This window comes from Sphingomonas sp. (assembly GCF_017745215.1).
Classification (GTDB): Bacteria; Pseudomonadota; Alphaproteobacteria; order Sphingomonadales; family Sphingomonadaceae; genus Sphingomonas.
Genome location: NZ_JAGHZV010000018.1, coordinates 1 through 14,351 on the forward strand (window position 1 = coordinate 1; position 14,351 = coordinate 14,351).

The following is a 14,351-nucleotide window of genomic DNA, read 5'->3' on the forward strand; positions in this document are numbered from 1 at the left end:
GGCCGAAAAAAGGCAATCCCTGCTGTTTCAGCAAAGCTGAAACAGATGCGGCACCGGCCCGCTCCCCCACCCGGCCACCCAACGGAAGTTTATTCTATGGGTGGCCGGGTGGGGGAGCGGGCCGGTGCCGCATCTGTTTCAGCTTTGCTGAAACAGCAGGGATTGCCTTTTTTCGGCCCAACCGCTGCCCGAACATGCTCTAGGCGCGCTCCTCCGATTGGATTAGACCGCGCGCCGACGACTTTCTCCCGGTGAGGATCCTGATGCGTTTCGTGACCGCTGCCCTGGCCGCCCTGGCCGCACTTCTCGTTTCGTCGCCGGCAATGGCCCAAGGCGGCGGGCCCAAGCAGAAGCCCGAGCCGATCATCCTGGGCAACGTCAATGCCGCGCCCGACGCCTTCAAGGCGCCCGCGCCCGACGACGCGACGAATCAATGGGTACTCGACCTCTCCTCGGGCGGCCGCGTCGTGATCCTGCTGCGCCCGGACGTCGCGCCCAAGATGGTCGAGCGGATCAAGATCCTCACGCGCCAGCATTTCTACGACAACACCGTCTTCCACCGCGTCAACGACGCGCCCGAAGGCATGGCGCAGGGCGGCGACCCCAAGGGCGACGGCACCGGGGGGTCGGACCTGCCCAACGTCCCCGCCGAGTTCAGCCGCCTGCCGCACGTCCGCGGCGCCGTCTCGGCCGCGCGCGCCGAGGACAAGGACAGCGCGAACAGCCAGTTCTTCATCATGTTCGAGCCCAAGCTCTCGTTCGACGAGAACTACACCGTGTTCGGGCGCGTGATCTCGGGGATGCAATGGGTCGACGCGATCCAGCGCGGCGAGCCGCCCGCGAACCCGACCAAGATCCTCCACGCCTATATCGGCTCGGACAATCCGCCGGCCTATCAGGGCGAGGCGCCGGCCAAGGTGCTGCCCGCGGGCGAGAAGGAAGTGACGCTACCGGGCACGGCGCCGCCCAAGCCCTGACCCGAGGTTAGCAGGCGCCCTTCGGAGCGCCGCGATGCGATGAACGTCGACCTGTTCGATTTCGAGCTCCCGCCCGAGCGGATCGCGCTGCGCCCGGCCGCGCCGCGCGATTCGGCGCGGCTGCTGGTGCTCGAGGGCCAGGCGGTGCGCGACCTCCATGTCCACGACCTGCCCGCACAGCTCCGCCCCGGCGACTGCCTCGTCTTCAACGACACGCGCGTGATCCCCGCGCAGCTCCAGGGGCTCCGGGGGACCCGCGGGGACGGCGCACAGAGCGCAGCGGGGCCGAAGATCGGCGCGACGCTCCACAAGCGCGAGGGGCCGCGGCGCTGGCGCGCCTTCGTCCGCAACGCCAAACGGCTGCGCGAAGGCGACGAGATCGACTTCGGCGCCGGCGTCACCGCCATCGCCGCCGACCGCGCCGACGACGGGAGCTTCGCACTCGACTTCGCCGGCGACGAGCCGGTCGAGCTGCTGCTCGAGCGCGCCGGACACATGCCGCTGCCGCCGTACATCGCCTCGAAACGCCCGACCGACGCGCGCGATGCCGAGGATTACCAGACGATGTTCGCCGCCGAGCCCGGCGCGGTCGCGGCCCCCACCGCGGCGCTCCACTTCACTCCGGAGCTGGTCGAGGCGCTCGACGCCGCGCGCGTGGGGCATGCGACGCTGACGCTCCACGTCGGCGCGGGCACGTTCCTGCCGGTCAAGGCCGAGGACACCGACGCGCATCGCATGCACGCCGAATGGGGCCGCATCGACGCCGCCACTGCCGACCGGCTCAACGCCGTGCGCCACGCGGGCGGGCGGCTGATCGCGGTCGGCACCACCAGCCTCCGCCTGATCGAGAGCGCCTGCGGAGAGGACGGCGTGATCCGCCCGTTCGAGGGCGACACCGCGATCTTCATCATCCCCGGCTATCGCTTCCGCGGCGTCGACGGGCTCATCACCAACTTCCACCTGCCGCGCTCGACGCTGTTCATGCTGGTCTCGGCGCTGATGGGGCTGGAGCGGATGCAGGACGCCTATGCGCATGCGATCGCGGAAGGGTATCGCTTCTATTCCTACGGGGATGCGTCGCTGCTGCTGCCATAGTCCCCTTCCCGCCTAGTTCAGGCCACAGCATTTCTTGTATTTCTTGCCCGAACCGCAGGGACAGCGATCGTTTCGGCCGATCTTCCCTTCCGAGGGACGCCGATCATTCTCGAGCCGCCATTCGTGAAGCAATTGAACCCAATTCGCGAGGAAGACACCCACGTCGTCATGCGCAGCGATGAGTCCGGTCTCGTCGAGGCTCATCGTCCGGTTCGCGACCGCCACGAGCGTGACGATCCCGTCCAGCGCCGCTTTCGCGACGGCGTCTTCGCTGGCGCGCAGGCGGTTCCAACCTTTCGGCGCGAGCTTCAATGCGAGCGCGAAACCTTCGATCCAGAGCTCCCATAGCGATTCACCGTCTCTCGGATCGGTGTCCAGCAGGGGCACGTATTCGCCCGGGCGCCCAAGGCTCGCCACCGTGTCGTCATGGTGGCGCATGACGAGGGCGACGAAACGCTCGGCCTCCCCATCGGTCTCGAAGGGCGGCTCGCCTCCGTTCCATATGCGGGGGAGCCAATCGGACGGCGGGATCGGTTCGGGGCTGACGATCACGCCGGTCACGAAACCGTCGAGTTCCGAAAGCAGCATTCCCTCGTCGTCCAGTCCCAGCAACAGCGATTCGAGGTCGTCCAGATAATCGTTCACGAGTCGCTCCCGTCGATGGCGAGGCCATGATAGCAGCGCTCCTCGGCACTGCGACAAGCCGCGACATCTATGGCGCGCCCGCTACCGCGAGTCGCCATGCCTCGGACACAATACCGCGCTCTGTGATGGCGTCCTCGTGTGGAGATTCTTGCCTGATGCGTCCCCTGCTGCTGCTCGCCGGCCTGCTGGTCGCCACGCCCGCCTTCGCCCAATCGGGCCATCGGCTCCCGCGCGGCGACGCGCCGCCGCAGGACGCCCGCTCGCAGCAGCCCGCCGCGACGATCATCGCCGAGCCGGTCGCGATGATGATCGCCGCCTTCGATTCGGACGGCGACGCCAGGGTGACCCGCGCCGAGTTCGATGCGGGGCTGAGGCACGCCTGGGCCGGGGTCGGCGGCGGCTCGGCGGGCTATATCGGCTATTCGGACTGGGCGGCGACCTGGCTCGGCGACCGCAACGCGCTGCCCAGCCCGTTCGAGCTCGACACCAACGGCGACAACCGCATCACCTTCGACGAGCTGGCGGCGCGCTTCGACCTCTATTTCACGCGCTTCGACGCCAACAAGGACGGCGTGATCACCCGCAGCGAGCTGATCCAGATCCGCGCACCGGGGATGGGCCCGGGCGACCGCCGGGGCGGCGGGATGCGGCGGCGCGGCGGCTGGGGCGGCAGCCAGGGCGGCGGCGGAATGGGCCCGGGCGAATGATGTCCTAGCATCACATGCACTTGCCCCGCTAAGACAGCGGCGATGGCCGCGCATTCTCACGACCACCACGGGCACAGCCACGGGCACGGCCATAGCCATGCCCACGGCCATTCGCACGGGCACGGACACGTCCACGCTCCCGCCGACTTCGGCCGCGCCTTCGCGATCGGCACGGTGCTCAACCTCGGCTTCGTGCTGGTCGAGGGGCTCGCCGGCATGTGGATCGGCTCGATGGCGCTGCTCGCCGACGCGGGGCACAATCTCTCGGACGTGCTCGGGCTGCTGATCGCCTGGGGCGGCGCCGAGCTCGCCAAGCGGCCCGCATCGAAGCGCTTCACCTACGGCTATCGCGGCTCGACGATCCTCGCCGCGCTGTTCAACGCGGTGCTGCTGCTCGTCGCGGTCGGCGCGATCGCGCTCGAGGCGCGGCAGCGGCTCTCGTGGCAGCCGCAGGTGCCCGGCGGCACGATGATGATCGTCGCGGCGGTGGGCATCGTCATCAACCTCTCTACCGCGCTGCTCTTCGTCAGCGGGCGCAAGGGCGACGTCAACATCCGCGGCGCCTTCCTCCACATGGCGGCCGATGCGGCGGTCTCGGCCGGGGTGGTGATCGGCGGCGGGCTGATCCTGCTCACCGGCATGAGTTGGATCGACCCGATGATCAGCCTCGTGATCATCGTCGTGATCCTTTGGAGCACCTGGGGGCTGCTCAAGGAATCGCTCACCATGGCGATGCACGCGGTGCCCGCGGGGATCGATCCCGAGGCGGTCGAGGCGCTGCTCGAGGGCCTGCCCGGGGTTTGCCGCGTGCACGATCTCCATATCTGGCCTATGAGCACCACCGAAGCGGCGCTCACGGCGCACCTCGTGATGCCCGATGGTCATCCGGGTGACGCATTCCTGATGGACCTGCAGCAGCGGTTGGCGCACGATTTCGGAATCGAGCATACGACCGTGCAGATCGAATTGGGCGACGGGGCGGAATGCCGCATGACGCATGGCCATGAAGGGGCGGAAACGGGGAATGAACATGATCACGGCCACGCACATGGCTGAGACGGCGCCGGGCGCGCCGGGCCTGCGCGCGTCCGCCGCGGGGGAGCTCCCGCCGATTCGCCTGGTCATCTTCGATTTCGACGGCACGCTGTCGGACAGCGGCGACTGGTTCCTCTCGGTGGTCGACGAGCTGGCGGCGAAGTTCCGCTTCCGCACCGTCGCCGACCATGAGGTCGAGATGCTGCGGAACAAGAGCTCGCGCGAAGTGATCAACTATCTCGGCATCGCGCGCTGGAAGCTGCCGCTGATCGCGCGCTACGTCCGCCGGCTGGTCGGGCAGAACGCCGACCAGATCGAGCTCTTCCCCGGCACCCCCGACCTGCTCGAGCGGCTGCGCGCGAGCGGGGTCAAGATCGCGCTGGTGACGTCGAACTCCGAGGCCAATGCCCGCGCGATCCTGGGCGAGGAGAATGCCGCACGAATCGACTTCTTCGCCTGCGGCTCCTCGCTGTTCGGCAAGGCGCCCAAGTTCCGCCGCACGCTCAAGAAGCTCGGCATCGCCGCCGACGAGGTCCTTTCGGTCGGCGACGAGACGCGCGACATCGACGCGGCGCGCGAAGTGGGCATGCGCGTCGGCTCGGTGCTGTGGGGCTATGCCAGCGAGGACGTGCTTGCCGGCCTCGGCCCCGACGCGCTGTTCCGCACACCGCAGGACATCCTCGATTACGTCGAGGCGAATCGCTGAGGCACGACTCGCTCAGCCGAGCGAGCGAGACAGCCAGGCGACCGGGCCCGAGAGGATGAGCAGCGCGAGCACGAGCCCGTGCCACCAGCGCGCGCGGACGACGATCATCGAGACCATCACCGCCAGTACCGCCAGGTCCGGAATCCGCCCGCCGATCGCCAGCCGGCCGTCGCGAATCGCCGCCTCGACGATCGAGCGGCCCAGCGCCCAGGCGAGCGTCAGCGCGAACAGCGTCCAGATGAACCGCCGGTTCTCGGCATAATAGTCGCGGAGCGACAGCCCCGCCGCGGGAACCTCGTCGGGCAGCACCGCGCTGGTGAGCAGGAACAGCAGGATCAACTGGACGAGCACCGGCACGAAGGCGCCGATCGTCGTCGGCTTCTCGCTCGGTGCATAGAGCGACCACCAGATCATGATGTTGACCATCAGCACCGCCACGGCAGCGGCGAGCGCCGCCCAGTCCCACGTCACGCGCGCCCGGGCGCGCAACAGCCCCTTCAGGCTGACCAGAAGGTCGCTGATCGCCAGCCCGACGACGATCGAGGCGAGCACCAGCACATATTCATAGGGTCCCATCCGCATCCCCCATGCGTGTCCCGGCCAGCATGACGCGGCGGAGGGTTCAGCTCAACCGCATCATTACTTGACGTAGTCAACTAATCGACGCATCAATCCTGCATGACCCCTGCAATCGACTCGGCCGTCACCAGCTTCCGCGCCTTCAACCGCGTGCACACGCGCTTCGCCGGCGTGCTCACGCCGCGCTACATGGGGAGCGAGCTGAGCCTCGCCGAAGCGCGGATGCTCTACGAGATCGCCGTCCGCGACTCGGTGCTCGCCAGCGAATTGCAGGCGCTGCTCGACCTCGACGCGGGCTATGCGAGCCGCATCCTGCGCCGCTTCGAGGAGCGCGGCTGGATCGCGCGCGGGCGCGGCAGCGACGCAAGGCGCCGGCCGATCACGCTAACCGAGGCGGGCCGCGTTGCCTTCGAGTCGCTCGACGCCGCGACGCGCGCCGATGCCGAGCGCGCGCTCGGCGCGCTGGGCGAAGGCGGCAGCAGGGCGCTCGCCCAGGCGCTCGACACGGCGCGCACGCTGATGGAGGGCGCCGCGCTGCCCTGGACATTGCGCCCGTTCCGTGCCGGCGACATGGGGATGATCGCCGCGCGCCAGGCGATCCTCTACAACGAGGGCTATGACTGGGGCCGGGGCATGGAAGTGCTGCTCGGCGAAGTCGTCACCGCCTTCCTGCGCGACTTCCGGCCAGGCCGCGAGCAATGCTGGGTCGCGGAACGCGGCGGGCGGATGCTCGGCTCGGTGTTCCTCGTCGATGCGGGTGACGGGATCGCCAAGCTCCGGCTGCTTTATGTCGAGCCGGATGCGCGGGGGACCGGCATCGGCCAGGCGCTGGTCGCGACGTGCGTCGAGTTCGCGCGTGCGGCGGGCTATCGCAAGCTGACGCTCTGGACACACGCGGTGCTCACCAGCGCACGGCGCATCTACGCCGCGGCGGGCATGCGCCTGGTCTCGAGCGAGGTGCACGAAGCGTTCGGCAAGCCCGAGCTGGGCGAGACCTGGGAAATGGACCTTCAGGGCGAGTCGACATTCGGGGGCGAAAGCCGGCCGGCTCCGACCGGTTCGACAGCCGGGTTGCAAAATAGGAGTTGAGGCGCGAGCCTGGGTGCCGCTCTTTCGCATCGTCGATCCACACCAGAGTCCCTCCGGGGACCTTCGGGCATTCGTTCATGCCGAACGGCGTTTTTTCACATTATCGGTGTCAACCGTGTAAACTGTATTACGCTTCTATACCACCACTTGGGCGCCGAAGTGGAGCGCGAGCCACACCGTCGGGCTCGCCGTATGGGTCACCCAATGCCGCGCGCCGGCGGGGACCAGCAGGTGATCCCCCGGCGCCAGCCGCAGCTCGGGCCCGTCCTCGATCCGCAGCCCCGCCTCGCCGGCGAGCAGCAGCACCCATTCGTCCCAGCCCTGCACCATCGGCTCGGCTTCGGGGGTGGCCTGCCCCATCGACACGATCCGCTCGATCCGCACCCCCGGGCGCGCGAGCAGCTCGGTGAAGGCTTCGCCCGCGCGGGCATCGGGCAGGTCGGCGAGGAGATTGTCGGTCATGTCCTCCCTCGTAGCCCAATCCTCCCCCGGAGGGGGAGGGGGACCAGCCGCAGGCTGGTGGAGGGGGAGTTCAGCCTTGGCGACGTCGCTCGCGGAGACCCCTCTCCACCGCTTCGCGGTCCCCCTCTCCCTCCGGGAGAGGATTGGGCTGGTTTTTGGCGCCATCAGCGGGCAATGCCCCACGCCATGCCTCCCCGCTTCGACTTCACCATCCACGCGACCGACGGCAAGGCGCGGCTCGGGACCATCGCGATGCGCCGCGGCGAGATCCGCACGCCGGCCTTCATGCCCGTCGGCACCGCCGCCACGGTCAAGGCGGTCAAGCCCGCCGACGTGCGCGCCGCGGGCGCCGACATCCTGCTCGGCAACACCTATCACCTGATGCTCCGCCCCGGCGCCGAGCGCGTCCACCGGCTGGGCGGGCTGCACAGGTTCATGGGCTGGGACCGGCCGATCCTCACCGATTCGGGCGGCTACCAGGTGATGAGCCTCTCCGACCTCACCACCCGCGACGAGCAAGGCGTCTCGTTCAAGTCGCACCTCGACGGCTCGCGCCATATGCTGAGCCCCGAGCGATCGATGGAGATCCAGCGGCTGCTCGGCTCGGACATCGTGATGGCGTTCGACGAGCTCGTCCCCACCACCTCGACCCGCGACGTCCAGGCGCGCGCGATGGAGCGGTCGATGCGCTGGGCGCGCCGCTCGCGCGATGCTTTCGACGCCGGTGTCGAGCATGCGTCAGGCGCGGCGCTGTTCGGCATCCAGCAGGGCGCGCTCGACGCGCAGCTGCGGGGGGCGTCGGCCGAAGCGCTGCGCGAGATCGGGTTCGACGGCTATGCGGTCGGCGGGCTCGCGGTCGGCGAGGGCCAGGAAGCGATGTTCGGGGTGCTCGACTATGCCCCGGGCCAGCTCCCCGAGGACCGGCCGCGCTACCTGATGGGCGTGGGCAAGCCCGACGACATCGTCGGCGCGGTCGAGCGCGGGATCGACATGTTCGATTGCGTGCTGCCCACGCGCTCGGGCCGCACCGGCCAGGCCTTCACGCGCGCCGGGCCGATCAACATCCGCAACGCCAGGTTCGCCGAGGAGCAGGGCCCGCTCGACCCCGAATGCCCCTGCCCCGTCTGTGCGCAGTGGAGCCGCGCCTATCTCCATCACCTCGTCCGCGCGGGCGAGATCCTGGGGGCGATGCTGATGACCGAGCACAACCTCTGGTTCTACCAGACCCTGATGGCCGACCTGCGCGCGGCGATCGGCGAGGGCCGGCTCAAAGACTTCGCCGACGGCTTCCGCGCGCGCTATTGCCGCACGAGCGAAAGCGGCTAATCGAAGCGCACGACCAAGGGGGGACCGACGATGCTGTGGGTGCTGAGGCTGCTGACGCTGGTGGTGGGTGTGGGCACCGGCTGGCGCTTGCTCGACGGCGTGGCGCACAGCCCGGTGCTCAAATGGCCCGAGGCTTTTGCCGCCGTCGCGCTGGTCGTCTCGGCGATGCTCCCCAGAGGGACCGCGAACGGCGCGCTGATCGCGTCGAATTCCTTTGCGTTGGGGGTCTTCTCGCTGGTGCTGTCGGGCTATCTCGTACCCGGCCGGCCGGTCGATCCGCTGCTGATCGCGGCGATGGCGCTCAACCTCGCGAGCGTGCTGCTGCTGATCTCCAGGGGTGGCGGGCACTGAGGCTCGCCAACGAGAAAATTACGTTAACCATCAACTGTTTCGCCGCGGGACGCGCCCGAATCGCGTGGCGAATCCTTAAGCTCGATCGGCTATAAGCCTGCCCCGGGAGCGAATGGGCAGATGGTCTGGCGGCGGTTCACTCGGATGCAGGCGCGGGGCTTGCTGGCGGCAGCGATCGTCTCGCTGGTCGGCGCCGGCTTTTCCGCGCAGGCGCTCGGACCGCAGGCGAAGCGCGTCGCGGCGCCCGCGCCCGTGCCGCAGGGCTATGAAGCCGAGGAGCATTTCCCCGGCTCGGCCTATGACGATGTGATCGACGATGCCGAGGCGCCGAGCAGCGCTTCGGGGACGACCGGCACCGCCGAGCTGCCCGACCTGCCTGTGCCCGCCGACGCCGTGATCGACGCGAGCATCCAGCCCGCGCGGCCCTTTGCGCTCGCCGGCACCGCCACCGACCGCGCCCGCGCGCTCCAGTGCCTCACCGATGCGATCTATTACGAAGCCGCGCGCGAGCCCGACGACGGTCAGCGCGCGGTGGCGCAGGTGGTGCTCAACCGCGTCCGCCACCCGGCCTTCCCGCATACCGTCTGCGGCGTCGTCTTCCAGGGCTCCGAGCGGCGCGGCTGCCAGTTCAGCTTCGCCTGCGACGGCGCGATGGCCCGCGCGCCCGAGCGCCAGTACTGGGACCGCGCCGCGCGAGTCGCCGCCGCGGCGCTGGACGGCGGGGTGTTCGCGGCGGTCGGCACCGCGACGCACTATCACACCTACGCCGTCACCCCTTCGTGGAACCGCGCGCTGGTGATGACCGGCGCGTTCGGGGCGCATTTCTTCCATCGCTGGAAGGGCTATTGGGGCACGCTCGCGGCGTTCAGCAGCGCCTATCGCGGCGGCGAGCCGCTTCCGGGTCCGCACCCCAGCGCCGATCCCGCACCGGTCGCTGCGCCTGCGGCCGTCGTCGCACGGACCCGGCCCGCGACGACCACCCGCGACACGATCCAGCCCGCCTATGCCGACAGCGGCGACCCGCTCCCCGGCTACGCTCCCGCCCCCGCGACCGCGCGCGCGCAGGCGCCGGTCACCGACGATTCGCAGATCCTCGATCGCTGGAAGGACAGCGGCAAGCCGATCCGCTGAACCGGGCATAACCCAACTCCGTCGCCGGCCCGGAAAAGCGAAGGGCCCCGCCTTGCGGCGGAGCCCTTCCTGGTCGGCGGCGGCGGCCGATCAGCGGTGACGGCCGTGGCCGCGGGTGTCGCGGTCGCTCTTCTGGATGCGGATGCTGCGCTCGAGCGCGTCGAAGCGGCGGTCCAGGTCGGCGCGCTCGGCCATGGTCAGGCCGGGGCGCGACTGGCGATAGCGAGCCTCGAGCGCGGCGATCGCGCGGAACTGGCTGCGGAGGTTCGCCGCTTCGCTGCGCGTGAGCGCCCCAGAGCGGATGCCCTGGTTGATCTTGGCTTCGATCCGCGCCTGGCGCGCGTTGATGTTCTGCCACACGCCGCCCTGGAAGGCGGGGGCCGGCGAGAGCGGCGCGGCGGTCGCGGGAACCGCGGCGGCGACTGCGCTCAGGCTGGCGAGCAGGATTGCGATCTTCTTCATGGTGTCTCTCCTCATTGAACGGGGCCGCCCCTCGCGGCCTGGGACCTGTATGGAACGCGCCTGTCGCGCGCTTGTCCCATGTGCGTGGCTTTTGTGTCGCAAGCTGTGTCAGCTGCGAAACGTTCGTTCAGCTTTGTTAACGGCGCCTGCCAAACCACGATCATCGCGGCGAAAACCGGGTTGGCGGCTAATCGAGCGAAGTCACGCCGGCTCGATCAGCCGCTCGGCCTGCGCGCGCGCCTCGTCGGTGATCGTCGCGCCGGAGAGCATACGCGCGATCTCCTCGCGCCGTTGGCCGGCGTCGAGCGGAGTCACGCCGGTGCGCGTGACGAAGCCGTCGTGGCTCTTGGCGATCAGCAGATGCTGCGAGCCGCGCGCCGCGACCTGGGGGCTGTGCGTCACCACCAGCAGCTGCGCGGTACCCGCCAGCCGCGCGAGCCGCTCGCCGATCGCGCTCGCCACGGCGCCGCCGACGCCGCGGTCGATCTCGTCGAAGATCAGCGTCTTCGCCCCGCCCTCCTCGGCGAGCGCGACCTTCATCGCGAGGATGAAGCGCGACAGCTCGCCGCCCGATGCGATCTTCATCAGCGGCGCGAACGGCGCGCCCGGATTGGTCGAGACCAGGAACTCGACGCGGTCGATCCCGCCCGCGCCCCATTGCGCTTCGGGCAGCTGCTCGACCACGGTGCGGAAGCGCGCCGCGTCGAGCTTCAGCGGCTTGAGCTCGGCCGCCACCGCCAGGTCGAGCCGAGTCGCCGCTTCCACCCGCACCGCCGAGAGCGCCCGCGCCGCTTGCGTATAAGCGCGCCGCGTTTCCTCCACCGCCAGCTCGAGCCGCGCGACGCCCGCGCCGCCGTCCTCGATCCGCGCGAGCCTCGCCTCCAGCTCCTCCGCCAGCGCCGCCAGTTCGTCGGGCTGGACGCGGTGCTTGCGCGCCACGCCGCGCAGCTCGAACAGCCGGGTCTCGTCGGCCTCGAGCGCGGCGGGATCGAACGCCAGCGCCTCGGCCGCAGTGTCGACCTGCGCCTGCGCCTCGCCTGCCTCGGTGATCGCGCGGTCGAGCGCCGCGAGCGCTTCGCCCAGCGCTTCGTGATCGCCCGAGATGCGGTCGAGGATCCGCGCCGCCTGGCGCAGCTGCGCAAGCCCGCCGTCGGCGCCTTCGATCAGCTCGGCGACGGCCTGGAGCTCGCCCGAGATCTTCTCGCCGCGCTGCATGACCGCGCGCCGCTCGGCGAGCCGCTCCTCCTCGCCCGGCTCGGGCGCGAGGGTGCGCAGCTCGGCGACGGCGTGCTGGAGCCATTCGCGATCGCGCTCGGCGCTGTCCTGCTCGGCCCTGGCCGCGGCGAGCGCATCCTCGGCCTCGCGCCAGGTGCGATACACCCCCGCGACCGATTCGGCGTCGCTCCGCGCGAACGCGTCGAGCAAGGCGCGATGCCCGCGCGGGTTCAGTAGCCCGCGGTCGTCGTGCTGGCCGTGGATCTCGACGAGCTTGCCGCCCAGTTCGCGGAGGAGCGCCGCCGACGCCGGCTGGTCGTTGACGAAGGCGCGGCTGCCGCCATCGGCCTTGACGATGCGGCGGATGATCAGCGGCTCGCCGGGCTCGATCTCGATCCCGCTGTCGGCGACCGCCTCGGCGATGCCTGGCGGCGGATCGAAGGTGGCGGCGACGCTCGCCTGCGCCGCGCCCTGGCGGACGAGCGAGCTCTCGCCGCGCCCGCCGAGCGCGAGCCCGAGCGCGTCCAGCAGGATCGACTTGCCCGCCCCGGTCTCGCCGGTGAGCACGCCCAGGCCCGGCGCGAACTCGAGGTCGAGCGCCTCGATCAGCACCACGTCGCGGATGGAAAGCGCGGTCAGCATGCGCGCGCCGTTATTGCAGGAACGGAGGAAGAACGGAAGCGGGTGCCACAGCCCGCGTCCATTGCGCCTTCCTTCACTGCGCCTTGGGCACCGCCGCCAGCTTGTCCTGGTGCGCCTGCATCAGCTTGTACGCGCGCTGATACCAGTCCGAGCCCGGATAGTTGCTGCTTAGCACCGCCGCCGCCTTGTTGGCCTCCTCGGGCACGCCGAGCGCCAGATAGGTCTCGGTGAGCCGCATCAGCGCCTCGGGCGTGTGGGTGGTGGTCTGGTAGGTGTCGATCACGTTGCGGAAGCGCACGGTGGCGGCGAGCCACTGGCCGCGGCGCTCGTAGAAGCGGCCGACTTCCATCTCCTTGCCCGCCAGATGGTCGCGCACCAGATCGATCTTCAGCCGCGCATCGGCGGCGTAACGGGTGTTGGGATAGCGGCGCGTCAGCTCGCCGAGCGAATCGAGCGCCTGCTGGGTGATCTTCTGGTCGCGCGTGACGTCCTGGATCTGCTCGTAATAGCTGATGCCGACGAGATAATAGGCATAGGGCGCGTCGCGGTTGCCCGGGTGCACCGCGAGGAAGCGCTGCGCCGACTGGATCGCGTTCGAATAGTCCTTCGCGAGGTAGTAGCTGAACGCGCCCATCAGCTGCGCGCGGCGCGCCCACACCGAATAGGGGTGCTGGCGCTCGACTTCGTCGAACAGCGCGGCGGCGAGCTTGTACTGCTTCTTGTCGAGCCGGTCCTTGGCGGCGAGATAGAGCGTGCCCACGTCGCGCGCGACATAGGGCAGGTCCGCCCGCGCGCTCTTGCGCGAGCAGCCGGCGAGGGGAAGCGCGACGACGGCGATTGCCACCAGCGCAAGCGAACGAAAGCGGTATGCACGCATAGGTGCCTGTTCCTAACGAGTGAGCTCCCGGCCAACAACCGGAATCGCATTGCCGTTTGAGGGCGGATTCGAGGCGGTTTCGGGGCGGATCGCGCGACACGGCTTGTGCGTTGCGGTAGAAAGCAATCTCAAACCGGGAGTCGTCCGTTGACCGCTACGCTGCTCGCCACCCACCGCGTCGAGAAGCCCTGGGGCCGCCACCATCTCTGGCCGGGCTTCGCCGATCCTTCGGCCGAGGGAGATCCGGTGGGCGAGATCTGGTTCCAGAGCCCCGGCAACAGCACGCCCGACCTGCTGATCAAATATCTCTTCACCAGCGAGAAGCTCTCGGTCCAGGTCCATCCCAACGACGAGCAGGCGCATGCCGCCGGGCTGCCGCGCGGCAAGGACGAATGCTGGGTGATCCTGGCGGCCGAGCCCGATTCGACGATCGCGCTGGGCACCAAGGCGCCGGTCGACCGCGAGACGCTGCGCGCCGCTGCGCTCGACGGCTCGATCGAGGCGCTGCTCGACTGGAAGCAGGTGAAGGCGGGCGACTTCTTCTATTCGGGCTCGGGCACGATCCACGCGATCGGCGCGGGGATCACGCTGGTCGAAGTCCAGCAGAACAGCGAGACCACCTACCGGCTCTACGACTATGGCCGGCCGCGCGAGCTGCATCTCGACGAAGGCGTCGCCGTCTCCGAGCCGGTGCCCTATACACCGCATCCGATGCCCGGCCCGGTCGAGCCGGGGCGGACGATCCTGGTCGAGGGCCCCAAGTTCGTGCTCGAGCGCTGGGGGGGCGGCCACCGCAAGGTCGCGCTTCCGCAAGGCGTCGAGGGCTGGCTGGTGCCGCTCGCCGGCGAAGGCGTGGCCGATGGCGTCGCCTTCCGCGCAGGCGAGTGCCTGACGCTCGAAGGCGAGGCCGAGCTCGAGGCGGCGGTGGGCAGCGACCTGCTGTTCGCCTATCCGGGCGCGCGGCGACTATGAACCCGACATAACGACTCGTTCACGAAACCCTTGCCGCGGCGGGACGTTGGTTCGCCACTTCCCACAAGGACAGGAGAGAG

16 protein-coding genes are annotated in these 14,351 nt (G+C 69.7%); 10 read left to right on the forward strand and 6 right to left on the reverse strand.

Annotated features, from left to right (window positions below):
* Nucleotides 1–263: 263 nt before the first annotated feature.
* Together J7495_RS16295 and queA are read left to right on the forward strand one after the other, a co-directional pair.
* Nucleotides 264–977 carry a peptidylprolyl isomerase gene (locus J7495_RS16295; RefSeq protein WP_294057828.1) on the forward strand — a complete coding sequence of 238 codons (714 nt, stop codon included), beginning with the start codon at nt 264–266 and terminating at the stop codon, nt 975–977.
* A 39-nt stretch (nt 978–1,016) separates the two neighbouring features.
* A complete protein-coding gene (gene queA, locus J7495_RS16300) occupies nt 1,017–2,072 on the forward strand; it encodes a tRNA preQ1(34) S-adenosylmethionine ribosyltransferase-isomerase QueA (RefSeq protein WP_294057830.1) in 1,056 nt (351 codons plus the stop codon).
* Between the two features lie 12 nt (nt 2,073–2,084).
* On the opposite strand, the gene J7495_RS16305 is transcribed toward queA, so the two are convergent.
* A complete protein-coding gene (locus J7495_RS16305) occupies nt 2,085–2,717 on the reverse strand; it encodes a UPF0149 family protein (protein ID WP_294057831.1) in 633 nt (210 codons plus the stop codon).
* Between the two features lie 155 nt (nt 2,718–2,872).
* Here J7495_RS16305 and J7495_RS16310 point away from each other — a divergent pair, with 155 nt between their 5' ends.
* Genes J7495_RS16310 through J7495_RS16320 form a run of 3 tightly spaced genes read left to right on the forward strand, consistent with a single transcriptional unit; the run spans nt 2,873 to nt 5,165 of the window.
* Nucleotides 2,873–3,424 carry an EF-hand domain-containing protein gene (locus J7495_RS16310; protein WP_294057832.1) on the forward strand — a complete coding sequence of 184 codons (552 nt, stop codon included), beginning with the start codon at nt 2,873–2,875 and terminating at the stop codon, nt 3,422–3,424.
* A gap of 42 nt (nt 3,425–3,466) precedes the next feature.
* Nucleotides 3,467–4,480, forward strand: a complete 1,014-nt coding sequence (locus J7495_RS16315) for a cation diffusion facilitator family transporter (protein WP_294057833.1) — start codon at nt 3,467–3,469, stop codon at nt 4,478–4,480.
* Complete coding sequence (locus J7495_RS16320) at nt 4,449–5,165, forward strand: HAD-IA family hydrolase (RefSeq protein WP_294057834.1); 717 nt, start codon at nt 4,449–4,451, stop codon at nt 5,163–5,165. The genes J7495_RS16315 and J7495_RS16320 overlap by 32 nt, the downstream gene beginning before the upstream one ends.
* A gap of 12 nt (nt 5,166–5,177) precedes the next feature.
* On the opposite strand, the gene J7495_RS16325 is transcribed toward J7495_RS16320, so the two are convergent.
* Nucleotides 5,178–5,741, reverse strand: coding sequence for a hypothetical protein (locus tag J7495_RS16325; RefSeq protein WP_294057835.1), 564 nt, complete (start codon nt 5,739–5,741; stop codon nt 5,178–5,180).
* Nucleotides 5,742–5,843: 102 nt separating this feature from the next.
* Here J7495_RS16325 and J7495_RS16330 point away from each other — a divergent pair, with 102 nt between their 5' ends.
* Nucleotides 5,844–6,833, forward strand: coding sequence for a helix-turn-helix domain-containing GNAT family N-acetyltransferase (locus J7495_RS16330; RefSeq protein ID WP_294057836.1), 990 nt, complete (start codon nt 5,844–5,846; stop codon nt 6,831–6,833).
* A 135-nt stretch (nt 6,834–6,968) separates the two neighbouring features.
* Here the strand turns inward: J7495_RS16330 and J7495_RS16335 are convergent, their stop codons facing one another.
* A complete protein-coding gene (locus J7495_RS16335) occupies nt 6,969–7,295 on the reverse strand; it encodes a cupin domain-containing protein (RefSeq protein ID WP_294057837.1) in 327 nt (108 codons plus the stop codon).
* A gap of 186 nt (nt 7,296–7,481) precedes the next feature.
* On the opposite strand from J7495_RS16335, the gene tgt reads away from it, so the two are divergent.
* The 3 genes from tgt to J7495_RS16350 all read left to right on the forward strand — a co-directional run bounded on the left by tgt (nt 7,482) and on the right by J7495_RS16350 (nt 10,103).
* Complete coding sequence (tgt, locus tag J7495_RS16340; RefSeq protein ID WP_294057838.1) at nt 7,482–8,621, forward strand: tRNA guanosine(34) transglycosylase Tgt; 1,140 nt, start codon at nt 7,482–7,484, stop codon at nt 8,619–8,621.
* 30 nt (nt 8,622–8,651) lie between these two features.
* On the forward strand, nt 8,652–8,972 hold the full coding sequence (locus J7495_RS16345) for a hypothetical protein (RefSeq protein WP_294057839.1): 321 nt from the start codon (nt 8,652–8,654) through the stop codon (nt 8,970–8,972).
* Nucleotides 8,973–9,131: 159 nt separating this feature from the next.
* Nucleotides 9,132–10,103, forward strand: coding sequence for a cell wall hydrolase (locus J7495_RS16350; RefSeq protein WP_294057840.1), 972 nt, complete (start codon nt 9,132–9,134; stop codon nt 10,101–10,103).
* 90 nt (nt 10,104–10,193) lie between these two features.
* Here J7495_RS16350 and J7495_RS16355 read toward each other — a convergent pair whose 3' ends face one another.
* From J7495_RS16355 to J7495_RS16365, 3 genes are all read right to left on the reverse strand, one after another.
* Nucleotides 10,194–10,565, reverse strand: coding sequence for a hypothetical protein (locus tag J7495_RS16355; protein ID WP_294057841.1), 372 nt, complete (start codon nt 10,563–10,565; stop codon nt 10,194–10,196).
* Nucleotides 10,566–10,766: 201 nt separating this feature from the next.
* The gene (gene recN, locus J7495_RS16360; RefSeq protein WP_294057842.1) at nt 10,767–12,422 is read right to left on the reverse strand and encodes a DNA repair protein RecN; all 1,656 of its coding nucleotides are present in this window, start codon (nt 12,420–12,422) and stop codon (nt 10,767–10,769) included.
* A 73-nt stretch (nt 12,423–12,495) separates the two neighbouring features.
* Nucleotides 12,496–13,299: an outer membrane protein assembly factor BamD gene (locus tag J7495_RS16365; RefSeq protein ID WP_294057844.1), complete on the reverse strand. Its 804-nt coding sequence runs from the start codon at nt 13,297–13,299 to the stop codon at nt 12,496–12,498.
* Between the two features lie 147 nt (nt 13,300–13,446).
* Between J7495_RS16365 and J7495_RS16370 the strand changes: the two genes are divergently transcribed.
* The gene (locus tag J7495_RS16370) at nt 13,447–14,271 is read left to right on the forward strand and encodes a class I mannose-6-phosphate isomerase (protein ID WP_294057845.1); all 825 of its coding nucleotides are present in this window, start codon (nt 13,447–13,449) and stop codon (nt 14,269–14,271) included.
* Nucleotides 14,272–14,351: the final 80 nt, after the last annotated feature.